We start from the raw sequence: 19,219 nt of genomic DNA on the forward strand, positions 1-19,219 counted from the left end.
GAAGGTGTTAAAATAATTAAGAGATTTGTATCCTTAAAATTTTCATGTTTAATGGTAATACTTCTGTATAAATGGTTATTACTGGCGTCTACGATCCTCGGTAATGGTGAATTGCCCACCAGTAAGACGGCTGGCGCCCGCCACCCGTTGTATATAAGTGTTACTGAAATGGAGCACAATGCTACCGAAAAAAGCCTGGAAATAAGCTGCAAGGTCTTTACCGATGATTTTGAAAAAACGCTGGCCGGCGTTTTCAAGGCAAAGGTTGATCTTACAGCGCCTGCCGATAAGGGTGAGGCCGACAGCATGGTGCGCGCGTATATTAAAAGCCATTTACTGTTGAAGGTGGATAACAAAGCGGTGACGATGGAATTTATAGGGTTTGAAAAAGAGAATGATGCGGTTTGGAGTTATTTTGAGGTAAAGAACATTGCCACAGCGCCGAAAAAGATAGATGTTACCAATACGATCCTGTACGAGTTGTACAATAAACAAATGAACCTGATGCACGTGAAGGTGAATGGCAACCGGAAGAGTTACAGGTTGAATTATCCGGATAAGGAGGTGACTTTTGCGTTTTAAGGAGTTATTCAGTTATTCAGTTGTTCAGTTGTTTAGTTGTTTCCAACTTAGTAACTGAACAACTGAATAACTCAGGAACTGTATTCCATTATCGAATTATCACATTATCAAATTAGCTAATTAGCTTTCGTCTTCCTCATTATCCTCCATATCCTCTTTAATATCTTCCGAAGCGGTCACCAGCACTTTATCTATCCGCTGGGCGTCCATATCGATGATCTCGAACTGAAAGCCCTTCCATTCCATGGTGTCGCCGATATGCGGAATGCGTTCAAGCTGGTGCAGAATAAAGCCGGCGAGGGTATCGAACTCCTGCTCCACTTCGTTCATCCATTCGGCCTTATAGAAATAGCTCAGGAAATTATAGAAAGGTATTTGCGCGTCAACGAGGAACGTGCCGTCCTTTCGTTTCACTACCTCGTAATCGTCGTCATCGGGCTGCGGCATTTCGCCCACGATGGCCTGTAAAATATCGTTCAGGGTGATCATGCCCTGCAGGCTGCCGTATTCATCTACGATAAAACACGATGTTACCCGTTGTTGTTTAAAGCGTTCGAGCAGGCGGTATGCCGTAATGTTCTCGGGAACGAACAACGCAGGTTTCATGATGGTTTTGAAGGCGGTAAAATCGTTGGTAACGTATAGATCTTTCAATGATACGTTGCCTTTGATATTATCGAGGTCTTTATCGCAAATGGGATAAACCGAGTGTGGTTCCTTAATGATCTTGTCGCGGATGGAAGCTTCGGTATCGTTGAGGTCGAACCAGATGATATCGCTGCGGTGGGTCATTAACGAGGTAATGTTGCGGTCGCTCAGATGAAAAACCCGCTCAATGATCTCCTGTTCCACTTCTTCGATGGCGCCCTGTTCGGTGCCTTCGCTTATCATGGCTTTTATCTCTTCTTCCGTAACGTTATTATCGGCCGTTGACCTTATGTTCAGGATCTTCAGGAACAGGTTGCTGGTTTTGTTCAGCAACCACACGAAAGGGTGGGTGGCTTTGGAGAAATACAAAACCGGCAATGCAACGATACGCGCTATTTTTTCGGCCTTTATTAAACCGATGCGTTTGGGGATCAGTTCGCCAAAAACGATAGAAAGGAACGTAACGATAATTACAATGATAGTGGTAGATATCGTTTGCGCATACGAACGCACCAAGTCAATTTGTTCAATATAGGGTTCCAGGTATTTGCCAAAACGTTCGCCGGAATACACACCCGTAAGAATGGCTATCAGGGTGATGCCGATCTGGGCTGCCGATAAAAATATTTCGGGGTTGTTAGCCAGGTCGAGCGCCTTGCGGGCGGTTTCATCGCCTTTATTGGCCAGGTTCTCCAACCTGGATTTTCGAACCGATACCAGGGCTATTTCAGACATTGTAAATAAACCATTCAATAAGATCAACGCCAGTAAAATAAATAATTCCATTAGCCGGTTGGTTTGGTTAAACTAAGATACTGTAAGCATTCCTATTCGCTTATGAAATAGTTTGCTCAGCATAAAACCTATTCCGCAACCCAGGAGCGCTCCGCAAAATACGTCAAAAGGATAATGAACCCCTACATAAACCTGCGTATAGGCAATAATAAACGCCCAAACAAAAAAAAGGGATGCCCATTTTCCCATTACCGGCCGTAAAGTGGTGAAAAAGAACATGGCTTGTGCAAAGTGGGTAGTGGCGTGCGATGAGGTAAAGCTGGAGCTGCGCGGACAATAATTTATAAAAAAGCGCAGTTGCGGCCCCACTATTTCATCGCGGCAGGGGCGGGTGCGCAGGATGGTTTGTTTTATGAACTGGCTGCTGATGAGGTCGCTCAGGGCGGCGCAAAGAATAACGCCCATCACCCACCACCAGCCTTTGATACCGAAATTGCCGGTTACAAACAGCAAAAGGAATAAATACAGGGGGATCCAGAACAGGGTTTCCCGCATAAAGGGTAAAACGGTATCTAAAAAGCTATTGCCCCAGTCCTGGTTAATATGGGTAATAAGCCAGGAATCGAAGGGTTGAATATGCTCCCAAAATGTTAATAAGCAAAAGGGCAGGTCAATAGTCATAATTGCAAAAATAAAAAACTATAATTTTAGGTCTTATTTGTATTTAATCACGTATGGCGAAAATTCCTAAACTGATCCGGTGGATTATTTGGACGGGCTTGATGTTCCTGGTTTTATTTACAATCATGCGACTGGGATTATTTATTCTTAGTGACCAGCAAAGTTATGGACTTAGCAAGTTGGGTGGTTCTTTTTTCCTTGGCTTGCGGTACGATTTACGGATGATCTCCTGGTTATTGATCGTAATGCTTGTTTTGGGCAGCATTCCCGTGTTGCACCCGTTTACCGGTAAACGGGGTAAAAAGTTCTGGATGCTGTTGCTGGGGGCGGTCGTTTTGTTTGTGCTTTTCTTCTTTTCGGTCGACTTTGCCCATTATGCCTATCTCGAGCAGCGGCTGAATGCCAGCGTGTTGAATTACCTCGAGGATGCAAAGATCTCTATGGGTATGGTTTGGCAGAGTTACCCCATTATTCGCATGGTGCTGGGGGTATTGCTGCTGGCGGCGTTATTAATATGGATCATACACCGCACCCACCGGTGGGTAAGCAAACAGCCCTATACCGGCACCCGGCGCAGCCGCATCATATCTTTTGCAGTGTGTTTTCTGCTGAGCGGTTTTTTCATCTTTGGCAAGTTCGATCAGTATCCCCTGCGCTGGAGCGATGCTTTTGCGCTGGGCAGCGATTATAAAGCCTACCTGGCACTGAACCCGTTCGAAAGCTTTTTCAGCACGCTGAAGTTCAGGCACAGCGGGTACGATGAAAAGAAGGTGAAGGCGCTGGCGCCCGTCATCGGCAGCTATTTCAATTTTACGCCCAATGATAACCCGTTGAGTTTTGTACGGGTAGTGGAGCCAAAACCCGGTGCGCTCACCACAAAACCCAATGTGGTGCTGGTCATTTGCGAATCGTTCAGTGCTTATAAAAGCTCGATGTTCGGCAACCCGTTGAATACCACGCCCTTTTTTGATAGTATGTGCCGGCAGGGCATTTTCTTCGACCGTTGTTTTACGCCTACCTACGGAACGGCGCGGGGCGTTTGGGCCACCATTACCGGTACGCCCGATGTGGAAATGACAAAAACCGCCAGCCGCAACCCGGCGGCTGTCGATCAGCATACCATTATCAATGACTTCACCGGTTACGAAAAATTCTATTTCCTGGGCGGAAGCACCAGTTGGGCGAATATCAGGGGCGTGCTTACCAATAACATAGATAACCTGCATTTGTACGAGCAGGAAGATTATAAAGCGGAAAAGATTGACGTATGGGGCATCAGCGATAAGAACCTGTTCCTCGAAGCGAACAAAGTGCTGGCCCGGCAGCAGAAGCCCTTCTTTGCCATTATTCAAACCGCAGATAACCACCGGCCATATACCATACCGGAGGAAGATCTGAAAGAATTCAGTAAGGTGGAGGTGCCGGCCGATTCATTACGCAAGTATGGCTTCGAATCGCTGGCTGAGATGAACGCCTTCCGGTATACCGATTTTGGTTATAAGAAATTTATGGAAGCGGCGCAGAAAGAAAAGTATTATAACAATACGGTGTTTGTGTTCATTGGCGATCATGGCATTCCGGGTAATGCCGATGCATTGTTCCCGAACTCATGGACGGCCCAGCGGCTGACCACCATGCATGTGCCGCTGCTGATCTACGCACCGGGAATGCTGGCGCCGAAACGGGTGAATATCCTCAGCTCGCAAACGGATGTGTTGCCCACGATCGCCGGTTTGTGCCATATCAAATACACCAACAGTACGTTGGGAAAAGACCTGCTCGATTCCACTACCAAAGGATTTGCATTCATTTTCGATCCGGATAACAGCATGACCGGTGTGGTAAAAGGCGATTATTTGTACCGCAAACAATTGCGCTCGAACAAGGAAGAACTGGTTAGCATCGTTAACAACGAACCCGTGCCCAATGACGCGGAACATACCGCTATTGCGCATGAGATGGAAGTGCTCACAGATGCCCTTTTCGAAACAGCTAAGTTTATGTTGCTTAATAATAAGAAGAAATAATGTGATAATGTGATAATTCGATAATGTAATAATGAAACGGAATGCGATGTGCTAATTAGCTAATGTGCTGATGTGCTGATGTGCTGATGAAATACAGGAATACAGTGTGCTGGGTAGTTAATGTACAATGCATGAAATTCGGGAGGCTTGATAAAACTCAGACTTTCCGAATAAAAGAATTATCACATTATCGAATTATCACATTAGCTGATTTTTTCAGCGATCAAAATCATTCTCGGCGATTGTTTTATATCGTACGAATTAAGTGAGTAATCGCCGTACACATCCTTCAGCTGCAGCCGGTAAAAGGCAAACATATCGTTGAAATCGCCGAGAGAGAATTTGGCTACTTTCTCGGTGAATTCAAGCGGCGCTTCAAGGGCTTCGTCTTCTATCTCTATCTTTTTGTAAAAATGGGTTTCGTCGAACCATTTGGTGAGGTAATACGTAACATCATCGATCTGTTTTTCCTGTTTATGCACCAGGTGGTCTTCGGCATAATGTACATTCAGGTAATCGATCACCACGGTACCATGCGGTTTTACCGCGTTGGCGATAGTACGAATAACGTTGTAGTGTTCGCGTTCGGTTCTAAAGTAACCAAAGCTGGTGAAGAGGTTGAAAGCGTAGTCGAAATAATTGATCCAGAAGGGCAGGCGCATATCATGTTCGAAAAAATGCAGCTGCCCGTTCTCCTGTGCTTTGGCAATGGCGATGCTGGCCGGCGCCAGGTCTATACCGGTAACATCTAAACCTTTTGTGGCGAGAAATTTTGAATGGCGGCCGCGGCCGCAGGCGACATCGAGCAGCTTTGCATGTTCGGCCGGCTGCAGTTTGTTGAGCAAATGGGTCATAAACGCAGAAGCTTCCTGTTCGTCGTGCTCAAAGTATAATTTATGGTAATAGGGTGAATTGAACCACTCCCTGAACCAGTTGCTGCTGTTGAACATGGCTGCCTTATTTGAGGCAAAAGTAAGTTAGAAATTTTGTGATTTCGGGGTTTTGAGATTTCGGGATTCGGGGATTATGAAATTCATGGGAAACTTCAAAACTGAAGAAATCCCAAAATCCAAAATCCAATTCCAAAATCACTAAATCAGAAATAACTAATTGATATGCTTTTTTTTATTCATTGTTTTCCACATGCAGGGGATCATATTAAAATTGTCGTTATTTTTCACTTACCTTCACTTTTCTGATTCCCGATCCTGTAAAATACCCGAATCTGGTAGCCCCTGCTAACGGCCAAACACTTATTTTTGTAATTATTACTGTTAAACCCTGTTATTGTGGCATTGATAAAAAGTATATCAGGTATTCGTGGAACGATCGGAGGTAAAACCGGAGAAAATCTCACTCCCCTTGATGTGGTTAAATTTTCCGCTGCCTTTGGTAGTTGGTTGCTTGAAAAAAATTCCGGCAATAAAATAGTTATTGGCCGCGACGGCCGTATCAGCGGCGCTATGGTGCAGCAATTAGTAGTGAATACACTTACAGGGCTGGGCATAGATGTGGTCGATATCGGGCTTTCTACCACTCCAACCGTTGAAATGGCGGTGGTTTGGGAAAATGCTGCCGGTGGTATTATCATTACGGCCAGCCATAATCCCAAAGAATGGAATGCCCTTAAACTGCTTAACGCGCGTGGTGAGTTCATCAGCGGTGAAGATGGTGCGCAGGTGTTGGAAAAAGCAGGTAAGGAAGAATTCAATTTTGTATCGGTAGATAAGTTAGGCGCCTATACAGTAAACGATACCTACCTGCAAAAACATATCGATACGATCGTTAACTATCCGCTGGTTGATGTGGAAAGCATTCGCCAGAAGAATTATAAAGTGGTGGTTGATGTGGTGAACTCCACCGGTGCGCTGGCTATTCCCCCATTGCTTACCGCATTGGGAATAGAAGAAGTGATTGTGCTGAACGAAGAGATCACGGGCAAATTTGCACACAACCCCGAACCACTGCCCGAAAACCTTACCGGTTTAAGCGGAGCTGTACGCAAGCATAAAGCCGACCTGGGTATTGCAGTGGATCCCGATGTTGACCGCCTTTGTTTTGTTTGTGAAGACGGCAGCATGTTCGGTGAGGAATATACCCTGGTAGCGGTTGCCGACTATGTGCTGGGCAAAAAGGTTGGCAATACCGTAAGCAATATGAGCAGCACCAAAGCGCTGAAAGAGATCACCCTTAAACATGGCGGCGAGTATTATCCTTCTGCCGTGGGCGAGGTGAATGTGGTTGATAAAATGAAAGCGGTGAATGCGGTGATCGGCGGCGAAGGCAATGGCGGTATCATTGTACCCGATCTGCATTATGGCCGCGATGCGCTTATTGGCATCGGTTTATTCCTGAGCTCGCTGGCAACACATAAGAATGGCATCCGTTCTTTCAGAACGCGTTACCCCGATTATTTCATCTCCAAGAATAAAATTGAGCTGCAGAACGGTATAGATGTAAAAGATATTTTCGAGAAGATAAAAACGAAATACAGGAACCAGCCGGTGAATACCGAAGATGGTTTGAAGATCGAGTTCGATAGCGACTGGGTTCATTTACGTACATCGAATACTGAGCCTATCATCCGCATTTATGCCGAAAGCAGTTTTGAAACCACCGCCAATAATATTGCATTGCGTTTGATGCATGATATTAAGGAGTTTATGTAGCCCGGGCAAAGTAGAAGCGGGAAGGCCTATAGCTGAAGCCGCAGCGCGTAATCGAACGGCAATTTGATTGGTTTAAATAATATAATAAACAGCCTTCTTTATTAAAAAATATTTGACCATTTAAGCGAATTTTTGAACAATTACCTGTCTGTTGACGTTTTTGATGTGAGGCTTGTAATTCATTGGTATTAAAATAACTTTTGAAATATTTTATTCAATTTTGCTCCGCTTTTTAAGCGGAGCTTTTTTTTAGGCCTCGCCAATCCAGCCTCCTCCGACTCCCCCGGTGGGGGAACGAAAACGGTGGAGGGGAGTAAAACAGAACTACATGTCAAAGCCGGTTAACCGTATTTATTTCGATAATGCTGCAACAACGCCCCTCGACCCGCTGGTGCTGGAGGCGATGATGCCGTATTTTACCGATAAGTTTGGTAACCCTTCTTCTATATATTCATATGGACGGGAGAGCCGGCTGGCCATCGAGAATGCCCGCAAATCGGTAGCGAAGATCCTGAATGCGCATCCGGCCGAGATCTTTTTTACATCGGGCGGAACCGAAAGCTCCAATACGGCCATCAATGCAGCCATAACCGACCTCGGCTGCAGGCATATCATCACTTCGCCCATTGAACATCACGCTACGTTACATACGGTAGAACATCTAAGCTGTTATGGCGATGTGGAGTTAAGCATGGTAAAATTACTTCCTGACGGCCATGTTGATCTGGACGACCTTGGGCGCCTGCTGGCAAACAGCAGCGAAAAATGCCTGGTAACCCTTATGCATGCCAATAATGAGATCGGCAATATGATCGATCTGCATGCGGTAGGGAACCTGTGTAAAATGTATGGCGCCATCTTTCATTCAGATACCGTGCAAACCGTTGGGCATTTTCCCTTCGACCTGCGCAATACGCCCGTGCATTTTATTACCGGCGCCGGGCATAAATTTCATGGGCCCAAGGGGGCAGGCATATTATACATCAATGAAAATGTAAGAATAAAACCATATATCCATGGCGGTGCCCAGGAGCGCAATATGCGTGCGGGAACTGAAAACCTGTATGGAATAGTAGGTTTTGCCAAAGCCCTTGAGCTGGCCACCGGAGAATACGAAACACAAAGCGCTTATATAAGGGAATTGAAGTTATATATGATGGAGAAGGTAAAGAATGCGGTGCCGGGCATCACCTTCAATGGCGATCCGCTGGGCCGCAGCCTGTACACCGTGCTGAGCGTTTCTTTCCCAAAGACCGAAAAGTCGGAGATGATCCTGTTCGCACTCGATATGAACAATATTTGCGTGAGCGGCGGCAGCGCCTGTACCAGCGGGGCCGATCAGGGCTCGCATGTTATACGCGCCATCAATAACGATCCAAACCAGGTAACGGTACGTTTTTCGTTCAGTAAACATAATACCAGAGAAGAAATTGATTTTGTGGTAGAGAAACTGAGGGAGATGATTTAGGGTAAGTTGACGAGTTGACGAGTTGACGAGTTGACTGGTTAACGAGTTGACTGGTTAACGAGTTGACTGGTTTGCAGATTTTAAGTTAAAAGGTTGAAGAGGGAAGGCGGGGAGTTAGTGAAATAGTTACAACTGCTGTATGTTTTGTTTTTGCTAAATAAGAATTGGTCCCGGTTTTACCGGGATCTTTTTTTGTATATACAGGTAATGCGAAAATGGGGTAAATTACTTCTCATGAACGAATGGTCTCAAAGCAGAAAAAATTACGTTATCATAGGCGTTGATATCGGCACATCGGGCACCAAGGCCATTGCGGTAACCTTCGACGGCCGGGTGGTGGCAAATACTTACGTTTCATATAATCCCCTGCCGGGTAAACCGGGCTATCATGAGCTGGATCCCGAAGTATTGTACCAGGCCGTTGTTACCAGTATCGAAAGAACGGCGCAACAGCTGCCGCCATTGGGAAAGATGCTGAACGCCGTTTCTTTTAGTACGGCCATGCATAGCCTTATAGCGGTCGATGCAAACGGCGATCCGCTTACCAATGTAATTACCTGGGCCGATGGCCGCAGTGTTGAATACGCCGAAGCATTAAAAGGCTCACCGGCCGGTCACGCGATCTACCTGCATACCGGTACACCCCTTCATCCTATGAGCCCCCTGTGCAAGATCATGTGGTTGCGCGATCATTGGCCTGAGGTATTTGCAGCGGCACATAAATTTATCGGCATAAAGGAATTTATCTTTTACCGGTTCTTCGGCAGGTACCTGATCGATCATTCCATTGCCGCCGCTACGGGCCTGTTCGATATTCACACCAAAACATGGTATGAACCGGCGCTGGCTGCTGCGGGTATTACCAGTGAGCGGTTATCCACGCCCGTTCCCACGTACTACACCATTCCAAAATTAAATAAACCGTATCCCGAACGGCTTACGATGGTAGCGGATGCGTTGTTTGTCATTGGCGCCAGCGATGGTTGCCTGGCCAACCTGGGCAGCCATGCTACAAAACCCGGCGATCTGTCGGTGACCATTGGCACCAGCGGGGCGGTGCGCATGTTAACAACAGCGCCGGCCGCCGATACGCAGGAGCGCATCTTCAATTATATACTTACCGACAAATTATATGTATCGGGCGGCGCCATCAACAACGGGGTGGTATTGCTGAAATGGTATACAGAAAACTTTTTACAAAAAACATTTTCGGGCGCCACCGACCTCAACTGGTTTTTAAAAGAGGCGGCGCGTGCGCCGGCAGGCGCCGATGGATTGATCTTTCTTCCCTATATATTGGGCGAACGCGCGCCGGTATGGGATGCCGATGCCCGCGGAGTGTTTATAGGTGTACATGCCGGTCATACACAGGCGCATTTTATGCGTGCTGTTATTGAAGGAATAAACTATGCTTTATACCAGGTGGCAAAATCGGTAGAAGAAACAGTTGGCAGTATTCAACATGTGTATGCCAGCGGCGGGTTTATCAATGCACCGTTATGGCTGCAATGGTTAACCGATCTGTTTGGCCGCGAAATAAAAGTGATCAGCAGTGATGATGCATCTGCAGTAGGGGCCGCTATGCTGGGGCTGCAGGCTATTGATATGACACCCATTGACGAATCGGCGCCTGTTTTCCACAATAAGCAGCAATTTAACCCCGATATGGCATTGCACGCTGCGTATCAGCGGTATTATGGGGTATATGCAGGATTGTATCATAAATTAAAGGCTGATTTTCAAACACTCAAAGAAATACGCTTAACGCGGAACGTTGAATGTTGAACGCGAAACGCGAAATGCAGAACGCTTAAGGAAGGCTAAACGCAAAATGCATAGGGGCGAAGCCGGTTCCCGGATTTCAGGCTTTTCAAAATATTTAAAACAGCACGAATATTGAGGTCAGCGTTAAGCCTTTAGCCTTCAGCGTAAAGCATTTTCTTTAACAATTTCTTGTATTTATAAGTCAACCCTGGCATATTTTTTAAGTTATATATAGTGAAAGGCTGCACAACTCTGCCTTTCAATCGCTGTGGTTAAGTTAAAACAAGTCTTCCCGCATGGCGGGACGATACAGTCCTCCCGATAGATCGGGAGGACTTTTTTATGCACATCCCGTACGTCTTAAATCATGGGCTGTTAAGAGGAATAGTTGTAAATTGTACATCCCTTATATAGCCAGTATGAACCAACTAACTGACCTTACCGCTAATAAAAAGCGGGTACAATCCATTGACATTTTACGCGGTATCGTAATGATCATAATGGCGCTCGATCATGTGCGCGATTATTTCCATATAGAAGCATTTACCGGCGACCCGCTCAATCCCGATACTACTACTCCCATATTGTATTTTACCCGCTGGATCACCCATTTTTGTGCGCCTACCTTTGTGTTCCTGGCAGGTACCTCGGGTTATCTGATCGGCTTACGAAAAACAAAAGCCGGCCTAAGCAGTTTTCTGCTTAAGCGCGGACTGTGGCTGATACTGGTTGAAGCGGTTATAATTTCGTTGGGCTGGACGTTTGACCCATTATATCATAATATTATCTTCCAGGTGATCTGGGCTATCGGTATCAGTATGGTGTTGCTGGGCCTGGCGGTGCGGTTGCCCTATGAAGTTATTTTTGCCGTAGGCGCATTGATCGTACTGGGCCATAATTTGCTCGACTATCCCGAAGCCGACCGCAAACACGATGTGGGTTTTGTGTGGGACCTGTTGCATAACGGCCGGTTCGATACCTACAATTTTGCCCCCGGCCGCGTACTGATCATTGCCTATGCATTTTTACCCTGGACGGGAATTATGTTCATGGGTTATAGCGCCGGTAAATTATTTGAAGCAACGGTAGAACCCATAAAACGCCAAAAGGCTTTATTGATCATTGGCAGTGGGTTGATCGCCCTGTTTGTGGTGCTGCGGCTGATCAATGAATACGGCAATCCATTCCCATGGCCGCCGCAAAAAGATGCGCTGTCTACCTTTATGGCATTTATGAATGTGCAGAAGTATCCGCCTTCATTGATGTATGCAAGCATTACACTGGGGCCTGCGCTTATTCTGCTGGCATTGATCGAAAATGTGCAGAACCGGTTTACTGATTATGTAAAGGTATTTGGCCGCGTACCGTTCTTCTATTATGTGCTGCACTTATATTTCATTCACATATTTACCGTGATCGCTTTTTACTTAGAAGGTTATGGTTCTAAGGATATAAGCGGGCAAACGCCATTCCTGTTCAGGCCGGTACAGTTCGGGTACCCGCTGTGGGCGGTGTATGTGATCTGGATCGTATTGATCCTGGCTTTATATCCTTTATGCAGATGGTACAATAAGTACAAAGCCACACATACACAGTGGTGGTTGAGTTATTTATAGCAACTATTGTAAACGTTTGACGCCTGTGTCGTTGTAGGAAACAGGTTGTAAGTTGTTAAGTTGTTCAGTTATTCAGTCAAAGCAATAACTTACAACTGAACAACTGAACAACTGAATAACTGAATAACTTTTTCTATTGAACTACAATTTTCTGGTTAAGCAAAATGCCTGTTATGGTTTTCACCTGCACCATATAAACGCCAGTCACCAGATTTCGCTTTAGTACAATAGCTGTTGTCTGGTTACTTTCCAGCGCCGGCAGCTGTTTTTGCATTGCCGGCCGGCCCATCATATCGGTTAGGGTGATGGTAAGGTCTTCCACCCGCTTATTGCTTTCAAGTATCAATTGATTGCCGGCATGTAATACTGTTGGGTATATCCTAATGCTTTCGCTGGTGTTGTTCTTAATGGTAATAACTTCAGAGTAAGTGACAATACCGTTGAGATCGATCATCTTCAGGCGATAGAAGCGGCTGCCGCTGAATGAAACCTTATCTGTAAAGGCATACTGTGTACCGGTAGCGATATTGATACCGGAAGCAGCTTCTACCTCTCCGGCCACATCGTACACCCGGCCATCGGCGCTTCTTTCTATTATGAATTGTTCGGTATTGCTGTTGAGGGTAGTGCTCCAGTATAAATGGGTTCGACCGTTCTGCCGGTTGCCGGTGAAACGCAGCAGCTCTATGGGCAGCACAGTTGAGTTCATATCGAAGCTAATGCGGTTTGAACCGCCGTTCTCGTAATACTCCAGCACCATATCGTATGTACCGGTGAGGGTGGCTGTGTAGTTGTCGGTCATATAAACATGGTCGTTCCAGTTTTGAATAACCCAGTTGGCCCCGCCATCGAGGCTAAAGCGATATCCATCGTCGCCGCCTACCAGAAATACGACGTTCTCATTGTTGAATGTTTTTCGCAGCCGGTAACGTACACTAAATGTCTGGGTGTTTATGGAGCAGGTGTTGGTATAATAGGTAACATCATCGCCGCCGAAGTTTTGATCGAAAAAGGGGTTCATTGCAGAACCTTCGAATACGGTGCCTTTGAAGGCAGTGAAATCGGGGTTATCGTATACATATCCGCGCCAAACATTATTTGTTCCATATACGCCTGGATCATCGGCCAGGCTGCAAATGCTAAAACTTATGCGGTTTCCGCCGCCATTATCGAAATACTCTATTACCAGGTTGGTGCTGCCGTTCAAACGGAATGTTCCCTGCCGGGTGGTATAACCATGGCCGCCCCAGTCCTGCAGCACCCAGGTAACGCCGCCATCGATGCTAAAGCGGTAACCATCGTCGCCGCCGACAATGATGGTATAATCGTTATCGGTAAAGTTCTTATTGAGCTTGTACCGAATACTGAAATCTTCGGTTTGAATATTACAGCCATTGACCGCATACGTAACGTTGTCGCCGCCAAAGCTCTGGTCGAAATTCATATTACCGCCTGAGCCTTCGGTAACATAACCATAATAATTTGTAAAGTTATTGTTGTTGTAAACGTAGCCTATCCAGGTGTCATTGGTGCCGTACGTGTTTTGGTCACCCTGGGGCGAGGCACAGGTTTGCGCGTTCAGCCGGCCAAAAAGCAACAGGCTGATAACTAAAAGTTTACCAGTTTTCAAGGGAGGGGTACTATTAAATATTTAAAATGTTCTACGGGTTAATCCTTAGATTAAACGAATTAGCAAAATCAGTATTGCCAGCGCAAGATGATATTAATGTTACCACACTGGTACTTTTTTCGATGATTTATCCAATAAATCCGATTAATGTGATAATATGATAATGTGATAATTCGATAATTAAATGCAATTGTGAGGATGCCAATAGATTCGAGTCAGCTAAATTATATTCCAAGCCCACGCGAAGCATTCACGAAGCCTGTATTCATTAGCACATTAGCAAATTATCCAATTAGCTAATTCTGTATTTGTATTCCATCATCACATTATCACATTATCAAATTAGCTAATTACTTCACCAGTCCTTTTATCTCATTCAGTTTCATCAAAGCCTCTACAGGGGTAAGTCTGTTGATATCGATATCATTCAGCATCTTTCTGATGTCATCGAAGGTTTCGCTGTGGGCATCGAAAATGGAGAGTTGTACTTTTTGGGTGGAGATCTGTTTTACCTGATCGGTGAGGTTTGTTTGGGTGCTTCCGCCAGCTGGCTGATTGTCTTCGTGTTTCTTTTCCAGCAGCTTTAAAATTTCATTGGCGCGGTCGATAAGGGCGGGGGGCATGCCGGCCATTTTGGCCACATGAATACCAAAGCTATGGGTGCTGCCGCCTGGCGCCAGTTTGCGCAGGAAGATGATCTTGTTGCCTACTTCTTTATTGGTGATATGGAAGTTTCGGATGCGCGCCAGTTTGTTCTCGAGTTCGTTCAGCTCGTGGTAGTGCGTGGCGAACAAGGTTTTTGGTGCGTGGGGACTTTGGTGCAGGTATTCTGCAATGCTCCAGGCAATGGAAATACCGTCGTATGTAGAGGTACCGCGGCCTATTTCATCGAGCAATATCAGGCTGCGGGATGAAATATTATTGATGATGCTGGCCGTTTCATTCATCTCTACCATGAAGGTTGATTCGCCGCCGCTTAAGTTATCGGAGGCGCCTACGCGGGTAAAGATCTTATCGGTAAGCGGAATGCGGGCGGCGGTGGCCGGAACAAAACTTCCCATATGCGCCATCAGCGTAATAAGCGCGGTTTGCCGTAAGATGGCGCTTTTACCGCTCATGTTCGGTCCGGTTAAAATGATCACCTGTTGCGTAGCTGGTTCCAGCAACACGTCGTTGGCAATATACGGTTCACCAACGGGCAGGTTACGTTCAATAACGGGGTGACGGCTATCTTTCAGTTCGAGCACGCCATCTTCGTGCAGCTCGGGCTTTTTGTAGTTGAAGTGAAGGGCATTGTGCGCAAAACATAGCAGGCAGTCGAGAATGGCCATTACGTTACCATTTACCTGCATGGGCGCAATATAATCCTGCAGTTCGAGCAGCAATTTTTCATACAGGTCAAGCTCTATGGCCATTATCTTTTCTTCGGCGCCGGTTATCTTTTCTTCATACTCCTTCAGTTCGGCGGTTATATAACGTTCGGCATTGGCGAGGGTTTGCTTGCGCATCCATTCGGCCGGTACCTTGCTTTTATGCGAGTTGGTTACTTCGAGGTAGTAACCGAAAACGTTGTTGAAACCGATCTTTAAGGAAGAAATGCCAGTTTTCTCCGATTCCTTTTGTTGCAGTTGCACCAGGTATTCTTTGCCATTGGTGGCAATGTTGCGCAGATCGTCGAGCCCGGCATGAATGCCATTGGCAATAGCGCCGCCTTTGGCCACGGCCACCGGCGGGTTATCGATGATCTCTCTGGTGATCTTTTCTTCAATGTACCGGCAGCCATTCAGCGAGTCGGCCAGCCGTTTCAGGTATTCATTCTCTGCCGTGCTGCAGATCTGTTTTATTTCTTCAATATGCCGCAGGCCGCGGGCTATTTGCAATACCTCGCGCGGGTTGATCTTTTTCAGCGGGATCTTGCTCACCAGCCGCTCTATATCGCCGCATTGTTTTATATGTTGAATCAGTTTGCTGCGCAGGTCAACTTCTTTTATAAAGAACTCAACCAGTTCGAGCCGTTCGTTGATACGGTTGATATCTTTTAGCGGAAGTAAGATCCAGCGTTTCAGCAGCCGTGCACCCATGGGCGATACGGTATTGTCGAGCACCTTGTGCAGGTTGTTGCCATCGCCGTTACCGGTGCTGATGAGTTCGAGGTTGCGGATGGTGAAGCGGTCCATCCACAGATAGTCATCTCTGTCGATGCGCTGGATACTTGTAATATGTTGCAGGTTGGGGTGTTCGGTATCTTTCAGGTAATGCAATACCGCGCCGGCGGCCACAATACCATGATGCAGTTCTTCTACCCCAAAACCTTTTAACGAATGTGTGTTGAAATGTTTCAGTAAACTTTCAGTGGCATAGGCTTCATCGAAGATCCAGCTTTCCATTGTATAAGTATAGAAGCGGGAACCAAACACTTCCTTGAAATGTTTTTGAAAGCTGCGCTGAAAGATCACTTCAGCCGGTTTTAATGTTTGCAGTAATTTATCGATGTACTCCGAATTGCCTTCGGCCACAAAGAATTCACCGGTTGAAATATCGAGAAAAGCGATACCTGCAAAGTCTTCGGTAAAATGAATGCCGGCCAGGAAGTTGTTGCTGTTATGCTCCAGCATTTTATCGTTGGTGGCCACCCCGGGCGTTACCAGTTCGGTTACGCCGCGTTTCACAATGCCTTTTGCCGCTTTGGGATCTTCGAGCTGATCGCAAATGGCTACCCGGTAACCGGCCCGCACCAGTTTGTGCAGGTAGGTGTCGAGCGCATGGTGTGGAAACCCTGCCAGTTCGCTGCTGAAAGCTGCGCCGTTGTTTCGTTTGGTAAGGGTAATGCCCAGCACCTGCGAAGCAATAACGGCGTCTTCGCCAAAAGTTTCGTAAAAATCACCTACTCTGAAGAGCAGCACAGCGTCGGGATACCGTTGCTTGATGGCCCGGTGTTGCTGCATTAAAGGAGTTTCTGTAGTAGCTTTTGACATGGAGGGCAAATATAAAAGGTTTGGAAGGGGATAAAAAAGAGAGGTTGGGGTATGTGGAGAAAATGGGGAATAGTTGACGAGTTGACAAGTTGACAAGTTAACTCGTTAACCAGTTAACAAGTCAACTTGTCCTATCTTTGCGCCATGCGAAAGCTGAGTATGGACGAGCTGGACCGGAAATCGGTTCATGAATTTAAGGAAGCCGAAAAAATGCCTGTGGTAGTGGTGCTGGATAACATCCGCAGCATGCACAATGTAGGCAGCGTGTTTCGTACTGCCGATGCGTTCTTATTACGCGGTATTTACCTCTGCGGGTATACGCCCCAGCCGCCGCACCGCGATATTCACAAAACCGCCCTTGGCGCCACTGAAACCGTGGAATGGAAATATACCGAAACAACCGTAGAGGCGGTAACCCGGCTGAAAGAAGACGGGTACAAAGTGTTTGCGGTAGAGCAGGTGGAAAGCAGCATTGCGCTGAATAAATTCGAAATGAACCAATCCCGCGCAGGCGCGGAACCGGTGGCTGTTGTATTTGGCAATGAAGTGAGCGGGGTAGAGCAGGAGGTGATAAAATTATGCGATGGCTGCATCGAAATTCCGCAACTGGGCATGAAGCATTCGCTGAATATCTCTGTGGCTGCAGGAATTGTGTTGTGGGAACTGGTTAGGACGCGAATACAGCACAAAGCTGAAAGCTAAAAGCCGAAAGCCTGAATACAGCTGCAAGCGAATACAAATACAACTTAAAGGCCAAACCGAAGGATGAGGCCCGGAAAAACAGAGGAAGCGCCGTGAAATGTACGCTGATCAACCGGTAACCCTTTCACATTTGCCGTTTCACGTTTCACGATTGCCGGCCTTCATTTCGACATTCGACATTTAACATTCAATATTCGTTATTATCAATGAGCACCGTTAAGAAATACCTGAGCCTGATCAAATTTTCGCATACCATTTTCGCAATGCCGTTTGCGCTGATCGGGTTTGTGCTGGGCGTGTTTACATTAATGAACAGGGGCATAGCTGATGCAAAAAAAGCTATTGGTGAACAGGGCGAGTTTGTAAACACTGTTTTCAGATTTACTCCTAACTATTCCCGTCTCGCACTGTTGTTTTTGTTGGTCGTTCTCTGCATGATCTTTGCGCGCAGCGCCGCCATGGCGTTCAACCGCTATCTCGATCGCAGCTTCGATGCGCAAAACCCACGCACCGCCATCCGCGAAATTCCGGCCGGTATTTTAAAAGCAAACAATGTACTCTGGTTCACCATCATTTGCAGTGTATTGTTTATCGTTTGCACCTGGTTCATCAACCGCATTTGTTTCTTCCTTTCGCCGGTAGCTTTGTTTGTGATCTTATTTTACAGCTATACAAAACGGTTCACGCCCCTGTGCCACCTCGTATTGGGACTTGGTTTATCACTGGCGCCAATAGGCGCTTACCTCGCTGTGACCGGCGAATTTGCTTTACTGCCCATCCTGTTTTCGCTTACGGTGATCTTCTGGGTGAGCGGCTTCGATATCATTTATGCCCTGCAGGATGAAGAGTTCGATAAATCGAAACAATTGTATTCCATTCCCGCCTGGCTGGGTAAATCGAAAGGATTACGCGTGTCTGAAATACTTCACGTAATAAGCGCAGCATGCGTGATGGCAGCAGGAATAGTGGGAGAACTGCATTGGTTGTACTGGATTGGAGTGGCTGTTTTCGTGGGTATGTTGGTTTACCAGCATTCTATTGTAAAACCCACCGATCTGCGCCGGGTGAACCTCGCCTTTATGACCGCCAACGGGATTGCCAGCGTGGTATTCGCCTTATTTGTTATTGCCGATCTACTGCTTATCAGGGAGATAAGGTTTATTGAAAATATTAATTAAATAGCCCGGACCCTGGCGAAGCCTATAAATGCTTATGAGTTTCGAATTAAAGAACTTAGAACTTAAAACGTAGAACTTAAAACTTTAAATGGCTCGCATATTATCTATAGACTACGGAAAAAAACGCACCGGCATCGCCGTTACCGATCCCTTACAGATCATCGCAACGGGGTTAACGACGGTTGAAACGCCCCAGCTGTTCAAATTTTTAAAAGAATACTTTGCCAAAGAACAGGTAGAGCTCATTATTATGGGCGAACCAAAAAATATGGACGATTCCGATACGCATGCCACCCCGCTGGTAAAACAGGCGGTGGCGCGGTTAAAAAAGGAATTTCCCGCCATTCCCGTAAAAATGGTCGATGAACGCTTTACCTCCAAAATGGCCTCCCAGGCCATGATCGATATGGGCATGAAGAAAAAACAACGGCAGAACAAAGCGTTGGTGGATGAAATAGCCGCTACTATCTTATTACAGGAATATTTGCGCAGTATTAGCTGATTATCAATTTATAATGACTGTTGCCGGTTGCCAGGCGACAGT

14 protein-coding genes are annotated in these 19,219 nt (G+C 46.3%); 9 read left to right on the forward strand and 5 right to left on the reverse strand.

Translation table 11 applies throughout. The annotated features are described in order from the left end of the window. Positions 1-51: 51 nt before the first annotated feature. A complete protein-coding gene (locus tag A4R26_RS10930) occupies positions 52-582 on the forward strand; it encodes a DUF6702 family protein (RefSeq protein ID WP_081163817.1) in 531 nt (176 codons plus the stop codon). Between the two features lie 120 nt (positions 583-702). Here the strand turns inward: A4R26_RS10930 and A4R26_RS10935 are convergent, their stop codons facing one another. After that, positions 703-2,016 (reverse strand): hemolysin family protein, encoded by a 1,314-nt coding sequence (locus A4R26_RS10935; RefSeq protein ID WP_081163818.1) that lies wholly within the window; start codon positions 2,014-2,016, stop codon positions 703-705. 21 nt (positions 2,017-2,037) lie between these two features. Further along, positions 2,038-2,646: a phosphatase PAP2 family protein gene (locus A4R26_RS10940; RefSeq protein WP_081163819.1), complete on the reverse strand. Its 609-nt coding sequence runs from the start codon at positions 2,644-2,646 to the stop codon at positions 2,038-2,040. A 125-nt stretch (positions 2,647-2,771) separates the two neighbouring features. On the opposite strand from A4R26_RS10940, the gene A4R26_RS10945 reads away from it, so the two are divergent. Further along, a complete protein-coding gene (locus A4R26_RS10945; RefSeq protein WP_165760227.1) occupies positions 2,772-4,673 on the forward strand; it encodes an LTA synthase family protein in 1,902 nt (633 codons plus the stop codon). A 203-nt stretch (positions 4,674-4,876) separates the two neighbouring features. Here A4R26_RS10945 and A4R26_RS10950 read toward each other — a convergent pair whose 3' ends face one another. Next, positions 4,877-5,623: a class I SAM-dependent methyltransferase gene (locus tag A4R26_RS10950; RefSeq protein ID WP_081163821.1), complete on the reverse strand. Its 747-nt coding sequence runs from the start codon at positions 5,621-5,623 to the stop codon at positions 4,877-4,879. Positions 5,624-5,962: 339 nt separating this feature from the next. Here A4R26_RS10950 and glmM point away from each other — a divergent pair, with 339 nt between their 5' ends. From glmM to A4R26_RS10970, 4 genes are all read left to right on the forward strand, one after another. Beyond that, a complete protein-coding gene (gene glmM / locus A4R26_RS10955) occupies positions 5,963-7,342 on the forward strand; it encodes a phosphoglucosamine mutase (RefSeq protein ID WP_081163822.1) in 1,380 nt (459 codons plus the stop codon). A gap of 328 nt (positions 7,343-7,670) precedes the next feature. Next, entirely contained in the window at positions 7,671-8,810 is a 1,140-nt protein-coding gene (locus A4R26_RS10960; RefSeq protein ID WP_081163823.1) for a cysteine desulfurase family protein, read from the forward strand. A gap of 234 nt (positions 8,811-9,044) precedes the next feature. Beyond that, positions 9,045-10,595 (forward strand): gluconokinase, encoded by a 1,551-nt coding sequence (locus tag A4R26_RS10965; protein ID WP_165760228.1) that lies wholly within the window; start codon positions 9,045-9,047, stop codon positions 10,593-10,595. Between the two features lie 398 nt (positions 10,596-10,993). Then, the gene (locus A4R26_RS10970; RefSeq protein WP_081163825.1) at positions 10,994-12,190 is read left to right on the forward strand and encodes an acetyltransferase domain-containing protein; all 1,197 of its coding nucleotides are present in this window, start codon (positions 10,994-10,996) and stop codon (positions 12,188-12,190) included. A gap of 133 nt (positions 12,191-12,323) precedes the next feature. On the opposite strand, the gene A4R26_RS10975 is transcribed toward A4R26_RS10970, so the two are convergent. Together A4R26_RS10975 and mutS are read right to left on the reverse strand one after the other, a co-directional pair. Then, the gene (locus tag A4R26_RS10975; RefSeq protein ID WP_081163826.1) at positions 12,324-13,820 is read right to left on the reverse strand and encodes a T9SS type A sorting domain-containing protein; all 1,497 of its coding nucleotides are present in this window, start codon (positions 13,818-13,820) and stop codon (positions 12,324-12,326) included. Positions 13,821-14,170: 350 nt separating this feature from the next. Further along, on the reverse strand, positions 14,171-16,795 hold the full coding sequence (gene mutS / locus A4R26_RS10980; RefSeq protein WP_081163827.1) for a DNA mismatch repair protein MutS: 2,625 nt from the start codon (positions 16,793-16,795) through the stop codon (positions 14,171-14,173). A 144-nt stretch (positions 16,796-16,939) separates the two neighbouring features. Here mutS and A4R26_RS10985 point away from each other — a divergent pair, with 144 nt between their 5' ends. From A4R26_RS10985 to ruvX, 3 genes are all read left to right on the forward strand, one after another. Then, the gene (locus tag A4R26_RS10985) at positions 16,940-17,497 is read left to right on the forward strand and encodes an RNA methyltransferase (RefSeq protein WP_081163828.1); all 558 of its coding nucleotides are present in this window, start codon (positions 16,940-16,942) and stop codon (positions 17,495-17,497) included. A 206-nt stretch (positions 17,498-17,703) separates the two neighbouring features. Continuing rightward, complete coding sequence (locus tag A4R26_RS10990) at positions 17,704-18,675, forward strand: UbiA-like polyprenyltransferase (RefSeq protein ID WP_081163829.1); 972 nt, start codon at positions 17,704-17,706, stop codon at positions 18,673-18,675. 88 nt (positions 18,676-18,763) lie between these two features. Beyond that, entirely contained in the window at positions 18,764-19,177 is a 414-nt protein-coding gene (ruvX, locus tag A4R26_RS10995; protein ID WP_081163830.1) for a Holliday junction resolvase RuvX, read from the forward strand. Positions 19,178-19,219 lie beyond the last annotated feature (42 nt).

The sequence above is a fragment of the Niastella populi genome (genome assembly GCF_002078015.1).
In the GTDB taxonomy this organism is placed as follows: Bacteria; Bacteroidota; Bacteroidia; order Chitinophagales; family Chitinophagaceae; genus Niastella; species Niastella populi.

Excerpts from the sequence above, each read along its gene's own strand:
- A4R26_RS10930 (WP_081163817.1), top strand. The coding sequence starts at position 52 with ATGGTAATACTTCTGTATAAATGGTTATTACTGGCGTCTACGATCCTC.
- A4R26_RS10935 (WP_081163818.1), bottom strand. The coding sequence starts at position 2,016 with ATGGAATTATTTATTTTACTGGCGTTGATCTTATTGAATGGTTTATTT.
- A4R26_RS10940 (WP_081163819.1), bottom strand. The coding sequence starts at position 2,646 with ATGACTATTGACCTGCCCTTTTGCTTATTAACATTTTGGGAGCATATT.
- A4R26_RS10945 (WP_165760227.1), top strand. The coding sequence starts at position 2,772 with ATGCGACTGGGATTATTTATTCTTAGTGACCAGCAAAGTTATGGACTT.
- A4R26_RS10950 (WP_081163821.1), bottom strand. The coding sequence starts at position 5,623 with ATGTTCAACAGCAGCAACTGGTTCAGGGAGTGGTTCAATTCACCCTAT.
- A4R26_RS10960 (WP_081163823.1), top strand. The coding sequence starts at position 7,671 with ATGTCAAAGCCGGTTAACCGTATTTATTTCGATAATGCTGCAACAACG.
- A4R26_RS10965 (WP_165760228.1), top strand. The coding sequence starts at position 9,045 with ATGAACGAATGGTCTCAAAGCAGAAAAAATTACGTTATCATAGGCGTT.
- A4R26_RS10970 (WP_081163825.1), top strand. The coding sequence starts at position 10,994 with ATGAACCAACTAACTGACCTTACCGCTAATAAAAAGCGGGTACAATCC.
- mutS (WP_081163827.1), bottom strand. The coding sequence starts at position 16,795 with ATGTCAAAAGCTACTACAGAAACTCCTTTAATGCAGCAACACCGGGCC.
- A4R26_RS10985 (WP_081163828.1), top strand. The coding sequence starts at position 16,940 with ATGCGAAAGCTGAGTATGGACGAGCTGGACCGGAAATCGGTTCATGAA.
- A4R26_RS10990 (WP_081163829.1), top strand. The coding sequence starts at position 17,704 with ATGAGCACCGTTAAGAAATACCTGAGCCTGATCAAATTTTCGCATACC.
- ruvX (WP_081163830.1), top strand. The coding sequence starts at position 18,764 with ATGGCTCGCATATTATCTATAGACTACGGAAAAAAACGCACCGGCATC.